This window comes from Streptomyces sp. 3-6, assembly GCF_056323165.1.
In genome coordinates this window covers 51,247-68,010 of sequence record NZ_JBWHZP010000009.1, presented here as the reverse complement: position 1 = coordinate 68,010, position 16,764 = coordinate 51,247, and the positions used below count along the sequence as shown (strand labels likewise).

At 75.1% G+C, this 16,764-nt stretch carries 11 protein-coding genes; 1 reads left to right on the top strand and 10 read right to left on the bottom strand.

The features are described 5' to 3' along the window. Positions 1 to 83 precede the first annotated feature (83 nt). From AC02VZ_RS14085 to AC02VZ_RS14055, 7 genes are all read right to left on the bottom strand, one after another. Positions 84 to 1,250, bottom strand: a complete 1,167-nt coding sequence (locus AC02VZ_RS14085; RefSeq protein ID WP_476475480.1) for an SUKH-4 family immunity protein — start codon at positions 1,248 to 1,250, stop codon at positions 84 to 86. Between the two features lie 366 nt (positions 1,251 to 1,616). Continuing rightward, positions 1,617 to 3,932: a xanthine dehydrogenase family protein molybdopterin-binding subunit gene (locus AC02VZ_RS14080; protein ID WP_476475479.1), complete on the bottom strand. Its 2,316-nt coding sequence runs from the start codon at positions 3,930 to 3,932 to the stop codon at positions 1,617 to 1,619. After that, positions 3,929 to 5,824: a (2Fe-2S)-binding protein gene (locus AC02VZ_RS14075; RefSeq protein WP_476475478.1), complete on the bottom strand. Its 1,896-nt coding sequence runs from the start codon at positions 5,822 to 5,824 to the stop codon at positions 3,929 to 3,931. The genes AC02VZ_RS14080 and AC02VZ_RS14075 overlap by 4 nt, the downstream gene beginning before the upstream one ends. After that, positions 5,821 to 6,714 (bottom strand): FAD binding domain-containing protein, encoded by an 894-nt coding sequence (locus tag AC02VZ_RS14070; protein ID WP_362098880.1) that lies wholly within the window; start codon positions 6,712 to 6,714, stop codon positions 5,821 to 5,823. Before AC02VZ_RS14070 ends, AC02VZ_RS14075 begins: the two co-directional genes overlap by 4 nt. Before the next feature lie 285 nt (positions 6,715 to 6,999). Then, a complete protein-coding gene (locus tag AC02VZ_RS14065) occupies positions 7,000 to 8,652 on the bottom strand; it encodes a beta-N-acetylhexosaminidase (protein WP_476475477.1) in 1,653 nt (550 codons plus the stop codon). Between the two features lie 529 nt (positions 8,653 to 9,181). After that, positions 9,182 to 9,472: a DUF3039 domain-containing protein gene (locus AC02VZ_RS14060; RefSeq protein WP_362098886.1), complete on the bottom strand. Its 291-nt coding sequence runs from the start codon at positions 9,470 to 9,472 to the stop codon at positions 9,182 to 9,184. 29 nt (positions 9,473 to 9,501) lie between these two features. Further along, positions 9,502 to 10,074, bottom strand: coding sequence for a YqgE/AlgH family protein (locus AC02VZ_RS14055; RefSeq protein WP_476475560.1), 573 nt, complete (start codon positions 10,072 to 10,074; stop codon positions 9,502 to 9,504). Between the two features lie 254 nt (positions 10,075 to 10,328). Between AC02VZ_RS14055 and murA the strand changes: the two genes are divergently transcribed. Then, positions 10,329 to 11,675 carry a UDP-N-acetylglucosamine 1-carboxyvinyltransferase gene (gene murA / locus AC02VZ_RS14050; RefSeq protein WP_432055108.1) on the top strand — a complete coding sequence of 449 codons (1,347 nt, stop codon included), beginning with the start codon at positions 10,329 to 10,331 and terminating at the stop codon, positions 11,673 to 11,675. A gap of 271 nt (positions 11,676 to 11,946) precedes the next feature. Here the strand turns inward: murA and AC02VZ_RS14045 are convergent, their stop codons facing one another. The 3 genes from AC02VZ_RS14045 to AC02VZ_RS14035 all read right to left on the bottom strand — a co-directional run bounded on the left by AC02VZ_RS14045 (position 11,947) and on the right by AC02VZ_RS14035 (position 16,717). Further along, complete coding sequence (locus AC02VZ_RS14045) at positions 11,947 to 12,228, bottom strand: HU family DNA-binding protein (RefSeq protein ID WP_003990598.1); 282 nt, start codon at positions 12,226 to 12,228, stop codon at positions 11,947 to 11,949. Between the two features lie 425 nt (positions 12,229 to 12,653). Next, complete coding sequence (locus AC02VZ_RS14040) at positions 12,654 to 14,072, bottom strand: NAD-dependent malic enzyme (protein WP_432055107.1); 1,419 nt, start codon at positions 14,070 to 14,072, stop codon at positions 12,654 to 12,656. Positions 14,073 to 14,419: 347 nt separating this feature from the next. Continuing rightward, on the bottom strand, positions 14,420 to 16,717 hold the full coding sequence (locus AC02VZ_RS14035; protein ID WP_476475476.1) for a HelD family protein: 2,298 nt from the start codon (positions 16,715 to 16,717) through the stop codon (positions 14,420 to 14,422). Positions 16,718 to 16,764 lie beyond the last annotated feature (47 nt).

Here is a 16,764-nt window from a genome sequence, read left to right as displayed (position 1 = left end):
TGCTGCGGAGGAGCCGACGACGGCGGCGGAGGCAGCCGGTCCGACGACCTGTAGGCCCCGTGCCGCCCGGGGCACCGCCCCGCTCAGAGCACCCCGTCCGCCTCGTCGCGAAGGAGACCGGACCAGTCGTGCTCGTCGGTTTCGGCGGTCGCGTCGGCCGGGTCGAAGGCCGAGAGGGCCTGGATCATCGCCATGACCAGCCGGTCGTACGCCCGCGAGGTCAGGGCGTCCTCCGAGTCGGCGTCCAGGGTGTGTTCGCGCTGGAGGAGCCAGAGGGTGGCGGCGAGGGTGGAGACGTCCGTGGTCAGGGGGCGCAGGGTGCGGGCGTGCTCGTCCCAGTGCAGGACCTCGCCCGTGGCGCCGTCGACGACCAGGCTGTGGTGCGGGACCGGGGTCCCGAGGCGGAGCAGCCGGTCGGCGTGGGCGGGGAGGCGGGCGTCGTCGTGGCCCTCCTCGGCGTGGTGTTCGGCGAGGGTGCGCGGGGGCCGGTCGGTGTCCTGGCGGAAGAGGAAGCTCTCCTCGGGCAGGCCGGTGTCCCGGAGGAAGCGGCGGGTCGGCTCGTGGGTGAGGGTGGCGGGGAGGTCGACCTCCTCGAAGCGGACCAGGCGGCCCCGGCCGAACGTCTCGTGCAGCAGGCGGGGCGGGAGGTCGAGGGCGAGGCCGGAGAGCGTGTCCGGGCCGGCCGCCGGGGCCAGGGGGCGGATCAGGGCGGCCAGGCGGCAGGGCGGGGAGGGACGGCCGTCGGCACCGTCCTCGAAGGCGGCCAGGAGGCGGCGGGCGGCCTCGGCGGCGGCCTGCGGGCCGCGGCGGGCCGCCCGGGCGGCGAACCGGTTCCGGAGGCCCGCCAGTTCGTCGGTGGCCGCCGCGAACCGCGCCAGGGTCGGCAGGGACGGGGCCAGCGGGCGCTGGTCCATCGGGTCCTGGCCGGTGCAGGCGAGGCGGGCGGCGGCGAGCGCCACGGGCGGGCCCGCGAGCGGGGCGGGGACCCTGCCGCCCGCCGCTCCGAGCAGTGCGCTGAGGACGAGCCGGTCCCGCAGGACGTCGGCGAGACGGTCGCCGAGGGTGCCGCGGACCGCCGTGCCGACGCACGCGCCGTCGGCCGCGCGGAGGCCGGTGAAGGTCAACAGGGCCGGGTCGCCGGGCAGTCGGGGGCCGTCGGGCCGGTGCCGGACCGGGGCGTACGCGAGGTGGGGGCCGAGGATGTCCTCGGTCAGGGCGATCGCCGTGACAACGGTGTCCCTCGTGCTCATGCTTCCCCCGCGATGACGTGTACTCGGCTCCGGGCCGCGAACGCTCCGGCCGGGCGGACGGTCGCCCGCCGCCGTGCCCGGCAGCCGTCCCCCACGACTCGGCACACTACGCGCCACCACTGACAACGCCCCCGGACCGGGAACGCGCACCCGCACGTTCCGTATCAGGAGACGCCCGGACGGGGCCGGGAGTTGCCCCGGCGGCCGGAATTCGCCCCCGGTTCACCGACGGCGCCCGGTGCACCGACCGCGCCCCGGTCCGGAACCGTCCGTGTCCGGCAGAACGCGTGACGCCTCGCACGTGCACGACACGGCCCCGGCCCGTGCCGCCGCCCCGGCGTTCCCACCGCCCCGGCGCCCTCGGCGTCAGCCCGCCGTCACCACCGCCGCCTGCGGGCGGATCGGCAGGCGGTTGACCGGGCGCCCGGTGGCGGCGCGGACGGCGGAGGCGACGGCTGCGGGGGACGTCACCACCGGCACCGCGCTGACCGCCTTGGCGCCGAACGGGGCGACGACGTCCCGTTCCTCGACCAGCTTGACGATCCGGATGTCCGGGGCGTCAAGGGCCGTCGGCAGGGCGTAGCCGGTGAGGTCGGGGTGGCGGATCAGGCCGCGCGGGGTGCGCAGGTTCTCGGTGAGGGCGGCGCCGACGCCCTGGGTGACGCCCGCCTCGATGCGGGCGGCGAGCTGGGCCGGGTTGAGCACGCGGCCCACGTCCTGGGCGACCGCCAGTTCCACGACCCGCACCGAGCCCAGCTCGATGTCGACGTCGACGACCGCGCGGATCGCGCAGAAGGCGAGGCCGACGAACGCGTCGCCCTGGCCGGACTCGTCCAGGGGTTCCGTGGGGTGCGGGCGGCACTGGGCGGTGGCCCACAGTTCCTTGCCCTCCAGCGCCTCGGCGACCGTGGTGGACAGGACGCCGTCGTAGGAGGTGATCTTGCCGTCGGTGATCTGCAGCAGCTCGGTGGACATGCCGAACTTGTGGGCCAGCGGCTGCAGGAGCTGGGTGCGGACCATCTTGGCCGCGCGTTCCACCGCGCCGCCCGACACCCAGGTGTGCCGGCCGCGGCAGCCCGCGCCCGCCGGGGGCTGGTCGGTGTCCACGGGGGCCACGTGCACCTCGTCGACGCCCAGGGTCTCCTGGACGATCTGCCGGGCCAGCGTGGTGAAGCCCTGCCCGGTCTCGACGGCCGCGCACAGCACGGTCGCCACGCCGTCCTGGACCTTGACGGTGGCGGTGGAGACCTCGTCGGCGCCCTCCGCGCCCAGCATGTGCACCATGCCCAGGCCGTAGCCGACGCCCCGGCGCACGGCGCCCGGCTCACCCGCGCCCTCGGGGCCGCCGGGCAGCAGCCACTCGTCCTCGGGGGTGTCCTTGGGCAGCGGGGGCAGCGGGTGGTCCCGCACCGCCTGGAGGAGTTCGGCGACCGGCGCGGGGCAGGTGACGGTCTGGCCGGTCGGCAGCACGTCGCCGGTGGCCAGGACGTTGCGCAGGCGCAGTTCGGCCGGGTCGGTGCCGAGCTTCTTGGCCAGCTTGTCCATCTGCGCCTCGTAGGCGGCGCACACCTGCATCGCGCCCTCGCCGCGCATGTGGCCGGAGGGCGGGTTGTTGGTGCGGACGGCCCAGCCCTCGATGAAGGCGTTGGGGACGACGTACGGGCCGCAGGCGAAGGAGACGGCGGCGGCCAGCGCGTCGGAGGAGGTGTCGGCGTAGGCGCCCGCGTCGAGCAGGACCTGCGCCTCGACCTTGACCAGGCGGCCCTCGGCGTCGGCGTGGTGCCGGTAGCGCAGCAGCGTGGGGTGGCGGTGGGCGTGGCCGAGGAAGGACTCCTCGCGGGTGGCGGTGAGCTTGACCGGGCAGCCGGTCCTGAGCGCGAGGAGTCCGAGCGGGAGCTGGAAGCCCTGGTCCTCGCGGTCGGCGGTGGCGCCGGGCACCCCGGTGACGACGATCTTGACGCGGTCGGCCTCCAGGCCGAGCACGGCGGCGGCCGTGTCGCGGTCGGCGTGCGGGTCGGTGGACGCCAGGTACAGCTCGACGCCGCCGTCCGGGCGGGGCACGGCGAGTCCGGCCTCCGCGCCGATCGGGGCGGGGTCCTGGCGCCCGATGCGGTACAGCCCCTCCACGACGACGTCGCCGGTCGCGTCGGGGTCGCCGTGGCGCAGCGGGATGTGCCGGATCAGGTTGCCGTCGGGGTGCAGCGGCTCGGCCTCGAACGCCTGCTCCGGGTCGGTGACCGGGTCGAGCGCCTCGTACTCGACGATGACCGCGGCGGCGGCCATCCGCGCGGTGTCGGGGTGGTCGGCGGCCACGGCGGCGATGGGCTCGCCGTGGTGCCGCACGACCTCGGAGGCGAAGACCGGGCGGTCGGAGGTGCCGCGGCCGTGCACCGGCCGGCCGGGGACGTCCTCGTGGGTGACGACCGCGCGGACGCCGGGCATCGCGCGGGCGTGGCTGGTGTCGATGGAGACGATGCGGGCGTGCGGGTGCGGGGAGCGCAGCACGGCCGCCCACAGCAGGCCCTCGGCCCACAGGTCGGCGGCGTACGGGAAGGTGCCCTCGGTCTTGGCGCGGGTGTCGGCGGCGGGCAGGGAGGCGCCCAGCCCGTGCGGCAGGGGCTCCGGCTCGGGGAGGTCCCCGAGGGCCCGCGCGGCCTGCGCGGTGGCTGTCTCGTCGGTCACGCCTGGCCTCCGTCCTGGCCGTGGGGCTGGTCGTCCGGGCCCGGGTGGGCCGGCGGGTGCGCGCCGCCGTCACCGGGGCCCGCCTGGTGCGGGATCCGGGCCTCGTCCGCCGCGGGGTCGCCGTCCTGGCCGGTGTCGTCGGGCGCCGCGTGCGCCTCGCGTTCGGCGACGACCTGCCGGACGGCGTCGACCACGCCCCGGTAGCCGGAGCAGCGGCACAGGTTGCCGCACAGGGCCTGGCGGGTCTCCAGCTCGGTGGGGGCGGGGTTGCCCTCCAGCAGGTCGTGCACGGTCATCGCCATGCCGGGCACGCAGAAGCCGCACTGCACGGCGCCGCACCGGGCGAGCGCCCGCTGCACGTCGGAGGGCCGGCCGTCCTGGGCGAGGCCCTCGACGGTGCGGACCTCGCTGCCGGCCGCGGTGACGGCCGGGACCAGGCAGGAGGCGACGAGGCGGCCGTCGACCTGCACGTTGCAGGCGCCGCACTCGCCCTGCGAGCAGCCGTCCTTGGCGCCGGCGAGTCCGAGCCGCTCGCGCAGGACGTAGAGCAGGGACTCGCCGATCCAGGCGTCGGTGACGGGCCGGTCGGTGCCGTTGACCCGCAGCACGTACGAAGCGAGCGGGTGGTCGTCGTGCGGGCCGCCCGGTGGGGCCGCGTCGGGGGCGGTGGCGTCGGGGGCGGGTTCCGGCTGTCCGTCGGCGGGGGCGGTGTCCGCGGACGGGGCGTCGCCGTCCCCGGGGCCGGGCGCGTCCGCGCGGACGGCGGGGTCCGGGTCCGCCGCGGGGGCGGCCGGTTCCGCGTCGTCCGTGGAGCCGCCGGGGTCCGTCCCGGCGTGGGCGGGGACGCCGTCCGTGCGCGGGTGGCCGTCGGCGGGCTCGCCGGTGCCGGGGCCGGCCGGGCGGTCCCGCTCCGGGGACGGGTGAGCGCCGGCGGTGTCCGGGTGGCCGGGCTCCCCGGAGGGGGCCGGTGCGGTGCCGGAGGGGTACGGGTGCGGCGGGTGGCCGGTGCCGTGGTCGTCGGGGGCGGGGCGTCCGTCGGCCCCGCCGTGCTGCCGCCCGGCCCCCTCGTCCGGGCCGTGGCGGTGCTCCGGGCCCTCAGGGGTGCCGGTAGTGCCGGGAGTGCCGGAGCCCTCGGGCTCGTCGTCCTGCGGCACGCCCGGGACGCCGGGGCCCCAGGGGCGGCCGATGGCCTCCGGCGGCGGGGCCCAGGGGGCGGACGCGCCGCCCGGGAGGGTGGCGGGCGGGGTGCCGCCCCACTGCTCGACCAGCGAGGACGTGGTGAACTCGCCCGATTCGTCGGGGATGTCGCCGCGGGCGACCGGGATCGACCACTGTCCGGTCACGTCCTGGCCGGGCGCCGGGCTCTCCCCGCCACGGCCCTCCCCGCCACGGCCCTCTCCGGTGGCGGCCTCGTCGAAGGCCCACCCGCCGGTGTCCCCGGGCCGGTACCCGTAACGGTCGTGCCCGTCCTGCGGACCCGCCTGCGGGTCCGGGTGCCGCTGGTCCTGGTGCCGCTGGTCCTGGTGCCGCTGGTCCGGGTGCTGCGGGTCCTGGTGCCGCTGGTCCTGGTGCCGCGGGGGCTCCTGGTCCGCCCGGGGGGCGTTCCACCCGGTCCCGTCCAGGGGCGCCCCGGGCACGCCGGGCAGCGACCAGGTGCCGGTGGCGGCCGGGTCGGTGCCCGCGGTGGTGGCCGGGGTGACCGTTATCGGCGGCGGCACGTAGCCGTGGCCGGGGGCGGCGAGCGGGGTGTCCGGGGAGGACGCCGGGCCGCCGTCGAAGCCCTCGGGCAGCTGCACGAACGCCGTGGCGCCGTCGTCGTACTCGCCCTGCGGCAGCGGGTCCCAGCGGCCGCCCCCGCGCGGGGTGCCCTCTCCGTGCTGGTCGTCGGTCACGACAGTGCCCTCCCCAGTGCTCGTCGGGCCAGCGCGGCGACGGTGCGCCGCAGGTGCAGTACGGCGGGCGGCAGCGGGGCGAGGGAGCCGTCCTCGGCGGGGGCCGCGTCGGGGATGCAGGCCGCGGCGACGTACTCGCCGAAGGCGGTCAGGGCCTCCGGCACGATCGCGCGGTTGTTGTCCCAGTCGATGAGCCCGGCGACCCACTGCTCGGCGTCCACGGGGCGCAACGGCATCGGCGCTATGGCGCCCACCGCGCAGCGCACCCCGCGCCGCGCCGGGTCGAGGACCAGGGCGACGGACGCCGTCGCGCGGCCGGGCCCGGTGCGGCCGGTCGCCTTCAGGAAGACCTGCGGGGCGTGCAGCAGCGGCACGCGGACGTAGCCGATGAGTTCGCCGGGGCGGAGCATCTCCATGCCCGCCAGCAGGTGGGAGACGGGCAGCTCGCGGCGGGCTCCGCCCGGGCCGGCGACGATCAGCGTCGCCTCCAGGGCCGCCAGCACCGGCAGCGCGTCCCCGGTGGGGGCGGCGGAGGCGATGTTGCCGCCGAGGGTGCCGGCGTTGCGGATGTGCGGCGGTCCGGCCGCGCGCGCGGCGGCGGCGAGGGCCGGGATGAGGGCGGCGAAGTCGGGGCGGCCCATGCGCGCGTGGGTGAGCCCGGCGCCGAGCAGCGCGTGCCCGTCGAGGTACTGCCAGCTGCGGATCTCGCTGATCCGGCCCAGGCCGACCAGGGCGGCGGGCCGGAGCTGTCCGGAGTTGACGGCGGCCATGAGGTCGGTGCCGCCCGCGACGGGCACGGCGGCGGGCATGGCGGTGAGCGCCGCCACCGCCTCGTCCAGCGTCGTGGGCAGCGTGACGGTCTGCGCCGCCTGTGGTGCGTGCGTGGTCAAACCGGCTGCCCCTTCCCGCTGCCCCACCTGGTCCCACCTGTGTTGCCGTACGGTACGACCTGACAGGGCGGACGTGGCAACTCTGGCACATCTTCGCGGGTGCCGAGGACAGGGGTCCGCTAGGAGACGTTCGCCCACCTCACCCCGCACATGGTCCGATTTCGGACGGCATCGCCAGTGTGCTCGGTTCGGCACGCTTCCGCGCCTCTTGTGACCTTTCGTGACCTGTTCGAGGTGGGGCGGACGCGGGCGTGTGACCCGCCGGCGGCGGAGCGGGCGTGCGGGCTACCGGTTCGGGGGCGTGCCGTCGATCGGGCGCCCCAGGACGCCCGGACGCTTCTGCCAGGGCAGCGGCCCGGCGGGCGGCCGGTAGGCGACCCCGAGGGCGTCCAGGCGCCGGTAGTGGGCGTCCATCCGCCGTTCGAAGCCGGCGAAGTCCCGTTGCGCCGGGGCCGGCAGGGCGCTCCAGGCGACCTCGGCGAGCGCGCACAGCCGGGGGAACAGCTGGTAGTCGACGCGGGCCCGGTCCTCCGTCACCTCGCTCCACAGGTTGGCCTGGGTGCCCAGCACCCGCTCCGCCTCCTCGGGTGTCAGCTCGGCGGGAACGGGTTCGAAGCGGTAGACGTCCTCCAGGGTGCGCACGTACCCGATGGGCACCGGCTCGTCGGGGCCCGCGTCCTGACGGTGGTCCAGGTACACCTGCTGCTCGGGGCACATGACCACGTCGTGGCCGGCGCGCGCGGCGGCGATCCCGCCCGCGTAGCCGCGCCAGGAGGACACCGCGGCGCCGGGGGCGAGGCCGCCCTCCAGGATCTCGTCCCAGCCGATGAGCCGGCGTCCGCGCGCGGTGAGCCAGCGGTCGAAGTGGCCGGTGAACCACGCCTGCAGCGCGTCCTCGTCCGCGAGTCCGAGCCGGCTCAGCTGTCGCTGCGCGGCGGGCGAGGCGCGCCACTGGTCCTTGGGGCATTCGTCGCCGCCGAGGTGCACGAACGAGGAGAAGGGGCTGCCGGCGTCCGCCGGGAACAGGTCGAGGACTTCCTCGAGCACCTCCTCCAGGAAGCGGAGGGTGGCGTCGGTGGGGGCGAGGACGTTGGGGTTGATGCCCCAGGTGTCCCAGACGGTCAGGGCGGCGGTGTCCACGACGTCGGAGTTGCCCAGCTCCGGGTAGGCGGCGATGGCGGCCTGGGAGTGCCCGGGCACGTCGATCTCGGGGACGACGCCGATGTGCCGGTCGGCGGCGTGGGCGACGATCTCCCGGATGTCGTCCTGGGTGTAGAAGCCGCCGTGCGGGCGGTCGTCCCACAACGGCGAGGCGCGGTGGCCGATCTTCGTCCGGGACCGCCAGGACCCGACGGTGGTCAGCCGGGGGTGGCGGCGGATCTCGACGCGCCAGCCCTGATCGTCCGTCAGGTGCAGGTGGAGCACGTTGAGTTTGTGGGCGGCCATCAGGTCGAGGTGGCGCAGCACGTCGTCCTTGGGCATGAAGTGCCGTGCCACGTCGAGCATCAGGCCGCGCCAGCGGAAGCGGGGGGCGTCCTCGATCCTCTGCTCGGCCAGGCGCAGAGGGCCGTGCGGGCGGACGGGGGCCCGGCGGAAGGCGTCGGGGCCGAGCAGTTGGCGCAGGGTCTGGGCACCCCAGAAGACCCCGGCCGCGCTGCCGCCGGTGATCTCGGTGCCGGTGCCGGCCTCGACGGTGAGCCGGTACGCCTCGGGCGGGAGGGTGTCGTCGACGCGCAGCCGCAGCCCGTCGGGGGCGTCCTCGGGGCCGGGGCGCAGCGGCAGGCGCAGCGCGGCGCCGAGGGTGGACCGCAGCCAGCGCTCGGTGGTGCCGGTGCCGGGTCCGGCCCACAGCGTGGTGGCGTCGGTCAGGTCGACGGTGCCGTCCCGGGGCCGTTCGACGGCCAGCGGTGCGGGCAGGAGGTCGGTCGGTGAGGTCACGTCAGTCCTTTACCGCGCCGCCCGGTGCCAGGACCGGACGCCGCTGCGCGAGGGCGAGGAAGAAGACCGGTGGGGAAGGCCGGTGGGGAAGGCGGGTGAGGAAGACCGGTGAGGAAACCGGTGGGGGAAGGGCCGGTGAACAGGACCGGTTCGGGAAGCGTCGTCGCCGTGGGGGCCGCCAGGACGCCGCCGCTGTCGGCCGGGCCGTCCGGTGCGCGGGGGCAGCAGCGCCGTCGGGAGGGTCGACGCGCGCCGACGACGGCGGCCGGCCGGACGGCTTCACGTGGCTCCTCCGAGTGTTGCGGCCTGCGCAATGGCGGTTCCGCCACGCACAACACCTCGGAGGCTAAGGACCGGGCCGTCGGGGCCACAAGAGGTCTGCACCACTCTGTGACCGGCGGACGCACACCGCGCAACACCGGCGCGCACAAAGGGCAGCACAAAGGGCAGCACAAAGGCCCCCGGAGGCGTGCGCACACGCCCCGGGGGCCCGGGAAGTCCGTCGTGGGGCGACCGGCCGGGGACGGGCCTACTTGTCGCCCTTGCCCTTGCCCTTGTCCTTGTCGTCGCCGGAGCCCATGGACTCGTAGATCTCCTTGCACATGGGACACACCGGGTACTTCTTCGGGTCGCGGCCGGGCACCCACACCTTGCCGCACAGCGCCACGACGGGAGTCCCGTCGAGGGCGCTTGCCATGATCTTGTCCTTCTGGACGTAGTGGGCGAAGCGCTCGTGGTCACCGTCGCCGTGGGAGGTCTGCGGCGTCGGCTCGACGAGGGTCCCCGTACCAGTCCCGCGCTCGGGCTCAAGAGTGCTCATGCAAGAAAGGGTACTGAAGGTCACAGGCTTCAGTTGAGCGACGGGTCGTCCGGATACGTCGCGACCATCGCCAGCTCGTTGCGCTGGCGGCGGAGCACTGCGCGCCAGAGCCGCTCCGGCGCCGGTGAGGAGACGTCCCCCGGCTCCGACTCCACCACGTACCAGGCGCCCTCGGCCAGCTCGTCCTCCAGCTGGCCGGGGCCCCAGCCCGCGTAGCCGGCGAAGATGCGCAGCGAGCCGAGGGCCGAGGCCAGCAGCTCGGGCGGGGCCTCCAGGTCCACCAGGCCGATCGCGCCGTGCACCCGGCGCCAGCCCAGCGGCGCGGCCCGGTCCCCCGGCTCCCCGGGGACGACGGCGACGCCGAGGGCGGAGTCCAGGGAGACGGGGCCGCCCTGGAAGACGACACCGGGCTCGCCGGCCAGGTCCGCCCAGCCCTCGAGGATGTCTCCGACGTCCACCGGCGTCGGCCGGTTCAGGACCACGCCGAGCGAACCCTCCTCGTCGTGGTCGAGGAGGAGCACCACCGCACGGTCGAAATTCGGGTCCGCCAGGGCGGGGGTGGCCACGAGCAACCGCCCTGTGAGCGAGGACACCTCGGTCATGGCAGACATGATCCCGCATCCACCCGCCCGATGGGGAGGCAACCGGTGCACGGGAGTGGACGCAGCTCAGGGCGGCCCGGTGCACCCGGGGCGCACGGCCGCGCCGGTGACCGCCCGTGGCCGCCCCCGGACGGTTCGTGTTGTGACGGATTCATGACGTGGCCGGACCCCGTCCGGGCATACAGAAGCGGGCCCGGGGCCGACTACCCTGTGCCTTTCGGCCCTGCCCCACCACCCCACGGAACGCGAGATCCATGACCGTCAACGGCGCTGATGACGTACTGCTGGTCCACGGCGGAACCCCGCTGGAGGGCGAGATCCGGGTCCGCGGTGCGAAGAACCTCGTACCGAAGGCCATGGTCGCCGCCCTGCTGGGCAGCGCTCCGAGCCGGCTGCGCAATGTTCCGGACATCCGTGACGTCCGTGTCGTACGCGGCCTGCTGCAGCTGCACGGGGTGACGGTCCGTCCGGGGGACGAGCCCGGCGAGCTGGTCCTGGACCCCACGCACGTGGAGAGCGCCAACGTCGCCGACATCGATGCCCACGCGGGCTCCTCGCGGATCCCGATCCTGTTCTGCGGGCCGCTGCTGCACCGCCTCGGGCACGCCTTCATCCCCGGCCTCGGCGGCTGCGACATCGGCGGCCGGCCCATCGACTTCCACTTCGACGTGCTGCGGCAGTTCGGCGCGACCATCGAGAAGCGGGCGGACGGCCAGTACCTGGAGGCCCCGCAGCGGCTGCGGGGCACCAAGATCCGGCTGCCGTACCCGTCGGTGGGCACCACGGAGCAGGTGCTGCTGACGGCGGTCCTCGCCGAGGGCGTCACCGAGCTGTCCAACGCCGCGGTGGAGCCCGAGATCGAGGACCTGATCTGCGTCCTGCAGAAGATGGGCGCCATCATCGCGATGGACACCGACCGCACCATCCGCATCACCGGCGTCGACCAGCTCGGCGGCTACACCCACCGCGCCCTCCCGGACCGCCTGGAGGCCGCCTCGTGGGCGTCGGCGGCGCTGGCGACCGAGGGCAACATCTACGTCCACGGCGCGCAGCAGCGCTCGATGATGACGTTCCTGAACACCTACCGGAAGGTGGGCGGCGCCTTCGAGATCGACGACGAGGGCATCCGCTTCTGGCACCCGGGCGGGCAGCTGAAGTCCATCGCGCTGGAGACCGACGTGCACCCCGGCTTCCAGACCGACTGGCAGCAGCCGCTGGTGGTCGCGCTGACCCAGGCCACCGGCCTGTCGATCATCCACGAGACGGTGTACGAGTCCCGGCTCGGCTTCACCTCCGCGCTCAACCAGATGGGCGCGCACATCCAGCTCTACCGCGAGTGCCTGGGCGGCTCCGACTGCCGCTTCGGCCAGCGCAACTTCCTGCACTCCGCCGTCGTCTCCGGCCCCACCCGGCTGCAGGGCGCCGACCTGGTCATCCCGGACCTGCGCGGCGGCTTCTCCTACCTCATCGCCGCCCTGGCCGCCCAGGGCACGTCCCGGGTCCACGGCATCGGGCTCATCAACCGGGGCTACGAGAACTTCATGGAGAAGCTGATGGAGCTGGGCGCGAAGGTCGAGCTGCCGGGCAAGGCGCTGGGCTGACGGCGGCCCCCCGGCCGGGCGGGGCGCCCGTCGGCCGACGGCGCCCGCCGGTCCGGAGCGGCGCCCGTGGCCCCCACGTGGCGCCCACGGGCCCGGCCGACGCCCGTCGCCCCGACGCGGCCTCCGTGGGCCCGGTCGGCGCCCGTCGCCCCGGCCACCCGCCGGGTGAGGACAGCAGGACAGCAGAAGGGGCGGCCACCCGGACCGGGTGGCCGCCCCTTCGGGCGTCACTGTGCGCCGTACGCCGTCCCGGGACGTACGGACGTCAGGATCACTTGCCCTTGGCGGCTTCCTTCAGCTTGGAGCCCGCGGAGACCTTCACGCTGTAGCCGGCCGGAATCTGGATCGGCTCACCGGTCTGCGGGTTGCGGGCGGTGCGGGCGGCACGGTGGGTGCGCTCGAAGGTGAGGAAACCGGGGATGGTGACCTTCTCGTCGCCCTTGGAGACGATGTCGCCGACGACGTCGGCGAACGCGGCCAGCACGGCGTCGGCGTCCTTGCGAGTCACCTCGGCGCGGTCGGCCAGCGCGGCCACCAGCTCACTGCGGTTCATGTTGTTACTCCCGTGTTCTTCTTGCTGTTGAGGCGAGCCACGCGGCGGGGCCGCATGGTGCGCACGGCCAGGCCGATGCTGCCAGGGCCCCGGAAAAGGCCCGGGACCCGGGTCCGTCATCCGGACCCACGCGCCACTGGGGGTGCCCCCGGACGTAGTCCTTGGTGAAGCATCCTGCCTCTACCTGCGGCGGGAATGCCAATCCGGCACCCGCATGCGCCGTGAGTACACCCGTGGGAGTCACCCGACGGAGCGCCCCGCCCTTCCGGGCGGTGACGGCGCCGCCGTCCGCCGGCGGCCGCGGTCGGCAGGAGACCGGTAGCTCGTACCGGCCGCCACCCTAGAGGGCACCGGCACCGGGCGGGTTCCACGACGCGCCGCTCCCGGCGCGCGTGGCGATCCTCACAGCGCCCGCGCCCCGGCGCCTACGCCCCCGGGCGCGCCTCCTCGACGGCGGCCTCGCGGACCGCCCCGGCGACCGCGCCCGCGACCTTCTCGTTGAAGACGCTGGGGATGATGTAGTTCGGGTTCAGCTCGTCCTCGGTGACGACGTCGGCCAGGGCCTGGGCGGCGGCCAGCATCATGCCGGTGGTGACCGAGCTGGACTGGGCGTCCAGCAGGCCGCGGAAGACGCCGGGGAAGACCAGCACGTTGTTGATCTGGTTCGGGAAGTCCGACCGGCCGGTGGCCACCACGGCGGCGGTCTGGCGGGCGATCGCCGGGTCCACCTCGGGGTCGGGGTTCGCGAGCGCGAAGACGACCGCGCCCTCGGCCATCGCGGCCACGTCCTCGGCACCGAGGACGTCCGGCGCGGAGACGCCGATGAAGACGTCCGCGCCGCGCACCGCCTCCTTGAGGGTGCCGGTGAGGTTCTCCGGGTTGGTGTGCTCGGCGATCCAGCACAGCGTGGAGTCGGGCGCGGCCTGCTTGAGGTCCTCGCGGCCCGCGTGCACCACGCCGTGGATGTCGGCCACGACGGCGTTCTTGACCCCGGCGGCGAGCAGCAGCTTCAGGATGGCCGTGCCGGCCGCGCCGGCGCCCGACATGACCACGCGGATGCCCTCGATCGACTTGCCGGTGACCCGCAGGGCGTTGGTCAGCGCGGCGAGGACGACGATCGCGGTGCCGTGCTGGTCGTCGTGGAAGACGGGGATGTCGAGGGCCTCGCGCAGCCGGGCCTCGATCTCGAAGCAGCGCGGCGCGGAGATGTCCTCCAGGTTGATGCCCGCGAAGCCCGGGGCGATGGCCTTGACGATCTCGACGATCGCGTCGGTGTCCTGGGTGTCCAGGCAGATCGGCCAGGCGTCGATGCCCGCGAACCGCTTGAACAGGGCCGCCTTGCCCTCCATCACCGGCAGTGCGGCCTGCGGGCCGATGTTGCCCAGGCCCAGCACGGCGGAGCCGTCCGTCACGACCGCAACGGAGTTGCGCTTGATGGTGAGGCGGCGGGCGTCCTCGGGGTTCGCGGCGATGGCCATGCAGACCCGGGCCACGCCGGGCGTGTAGATCATGGACAGGTCGTCGCGGTTGCGGATCGGGTGCTTGGCCTGCATCTCGATCTTGCCGCCGAGGTGCATCAGGAAGGTGCGGTCGGAGACCTTGCCGAGGACGACGCCCTCGATGCCGCGCAGCTCCTGGACGATCTGGTCGGCGTGGGCGGTGGAGGTGGCGGCGATGGTGACGTCGATGCGCAGCTTCTCGTGGCCGGAGGCGGTGACGTCGAGGCCGGTCACCGAACCGCCTGAGGACTCCACGGCGGTGGTGAGCTGGGACACGGACGTTCCGCTCGCCGGCACCTCCAGCCGGATCGTCATCGAGTAGGAGACGCTGGGCGCCGTTGCCATGGCCGACTTCCTCTGCTTTTTCCGTTACTGCGCCGCCGTGTCCCCACAGCGGCGCGTCGTGCTGTCCGATCGTCGCACCTACCAGCGAGTACGCGGTAGCCGCCTCGGATTGCGAACGTTGTGTTCACGGGCCCGGGACCACGACGAGAGGCCCACGTCACGTGGTGACGTGGGCCTCTCGGACGCTGTGGCGACACCGACCCGCCATGCTCGCCTCGCGGCAAGTGGTCGCTCGAAGCGACGAAGGTTGGGCCCGGGGGCTTGGATCGGGCCGGTGTCACGTCCAGGCTAACAAACGGATCGCCGTCGGCCATTCCCGCGCGGGGACGAATTTCCCGCGCGGCCCCTCAGTCCCGCAGCAGGTCCGGGACACCGGCCGCGTCCGGCTCGTCGCGTTCCCCGGAGACCACCGTGAGCTGCTGGGTGGCGCGGGTCAGGGCGACGTACAGGACGCGCAGGCCGGCGGGGGACTCGTCGGCGATCTCGGCCGGGGAGACGACGACCGTCGCGTCGTACTCCAGGCCCTTGGCCTCCAGGCTGCCCAGGGCCACCACCCGGTCGCCGAGTCCGTCGAGCCAGCGGCGGGCCTCCTCGCGGCGCTGCATGGCGACGACCACGCCGATCGTGCCGTCCACCCGGCCCAGCAGGCGCTCCGCCTCCCCGCGCACGGCTTCGCCGAGCGGCCCGCCGGCGACGGCGAACCGGGGTTCGACGCCGGTGGAGCGCACCGCGCGGGGGGCGGTGGAGCCCGGCATGGCGAGGGCGAGCACCCGGGACGCCAGGTCGGCGATCTCGGCCGGGTTGCGGTAGTTGACCGTGAGTTCGAAGCGGCGGCGCGGGCGGGAGCCGAGGGCCTCGTCGCGGGCCGCGGCGGCCTCGTCGGGGTCGGACCAGGAGGACTGGGCCGGGTCGCCGACGACGGTCCAGGTGGCGTGCCGGCCGCGGCGGCCCACCATCCGCCACTGCATCGGGGTGAGGTCCTGCGCCTCGTCGACGATGACGTGCGCGTACTCGACGCGTTCCTGGGCGAGCCGCTCGGCGCGCTCGCGCTGGCTCTCCTCGCGCACCGGCATCAGCTCCTCCAGGCCGGTGAGCTGGTCCAGCGGGTCGAGTTCGCGCCGCTTGCAGGGGCGGGCGGGGGTGCCGAGCAGGGCGTGGAGCTCGTCGAGCAGGGCGATGTCGTGCACGGAGCGGCCGTCCCGTTTCAGGGAGCGGGCGACGCGGCGGACCTCACCGGGGTTGAGGACGCGCCGGGCCCAGCGGCCGAGGCGCCGTTCGTCGGCCATGGCGTCGAGCACGACGGCCGGGGTCAGCTCGGGCCACCAGGCGTCGAGGAAGGCGAGGAAGTCGTCCTCGGTGGTGAGGTCGTCGTCGAAGGAGGAGCGCAGTTCGGCGGCGAGCTCGGGGTCGGTGTGCCGGGTGCCCGCGCCGGAGCGCTCCCACAGCGCGTCGAGCAGCAGCTTGCGGGCGCGCGGGCGCAGCAGGTTGACGGGGGCGGTGCCGCCGAGGGCGGCGCGTCGGATGCCGGCCAGGTCGTCGGCGTCGAGTTCCAGGCGGCGGCCGAAGGCGACGACCCGCAGCCGCTGCGGCGCGCCGTCCGTCTCCAGGGCTCCGCGGGCGGCCTTGCGCAGCACCTTGAGCATGCGGGCGGAGCCCTTGACGCGGGCGGTGGCGGGGGTGTCGTAGAGGGTGGCCTCGGCGCCCTCGACCAGGTTGCCGAGGGCGCGGATGGCGACCTGGCCCTCCTCGCCGAGGGAGGGCAGCACGCCCTCGGTGTAGGCGACGAGCAGCGGGGTGGGCGAGACGACGAGGATGCCGCCCGCGTAGCGGCGCCGGTCCTGGTAGAGCAGGTAGGCCGCCCGGTGCAGGGCCACGGCGGTCTTGCCGGTGCCGGGGCCGCCCTCGACGAGGGTGACGGAGGCGGCGGGGGCGCGGATCACCAGGTCCTGCTCGGCCTGGATGGAGGCGACGATGTCCCGCATGCTGTGGGTCCGCGCCTGGCCGAGGGCGGCCATCAGGGCGCCGTCGCCGACCACGGGCAGTGCGTCGCCGTCGAGGCGCGCGGTCAGCTCGGGGCGCATCAGGTCGTCCTCGACGCCGAGGACGCGGCGGCCCTTGGAGCGGATGACGCGGCGGCGCACCACGCGGCCCGGGTCGACGGGGGTGGAGCGGTAGAAGGGGGCGGCGGCCGGTGCCCGCCAGTCGATGACCAGCGGGCTGTAGTCGCGGTCGAGGACGCCGATGCGGCCGATGTGCAGGGTCTCGGCGATGTCGGCGGTGCCGTCGGGCCGGACGGCGCCCTCGGCGGGCTCGACGGCGGTGTAGGCGCCGTCAGGGCCCTTCTTGCCGTCCTTGCCCTGGAGCAGGTCGATCCGGCCGAAGAGGAAGTCCTCGAACTCGTTGTTCAGCCGGTTGAGGTGGATGCCGGCCCGGAAGACCTGGGCGTCCCGCTCGGCGAGCGCGCCGGGGGTGCCGACCTGGCCGCGCCGGGCCGCGTCGCGCATGAGGAACTCGGCCTCGTCGATCTTCTCCTCGAGGCGCCGGTACACCTGGTCGAGGTGTTCCTGTTCGACACGGATCTCCCGGTCGCGGACGGAGTCGTGCACCGGTCCGACCGCGGATTCCTGTTGAGCCTGAGCGGCCACCGGGCCCCCTTCTGACGTGCTGGGCAGCCGTCAACCGTACGCGAAGG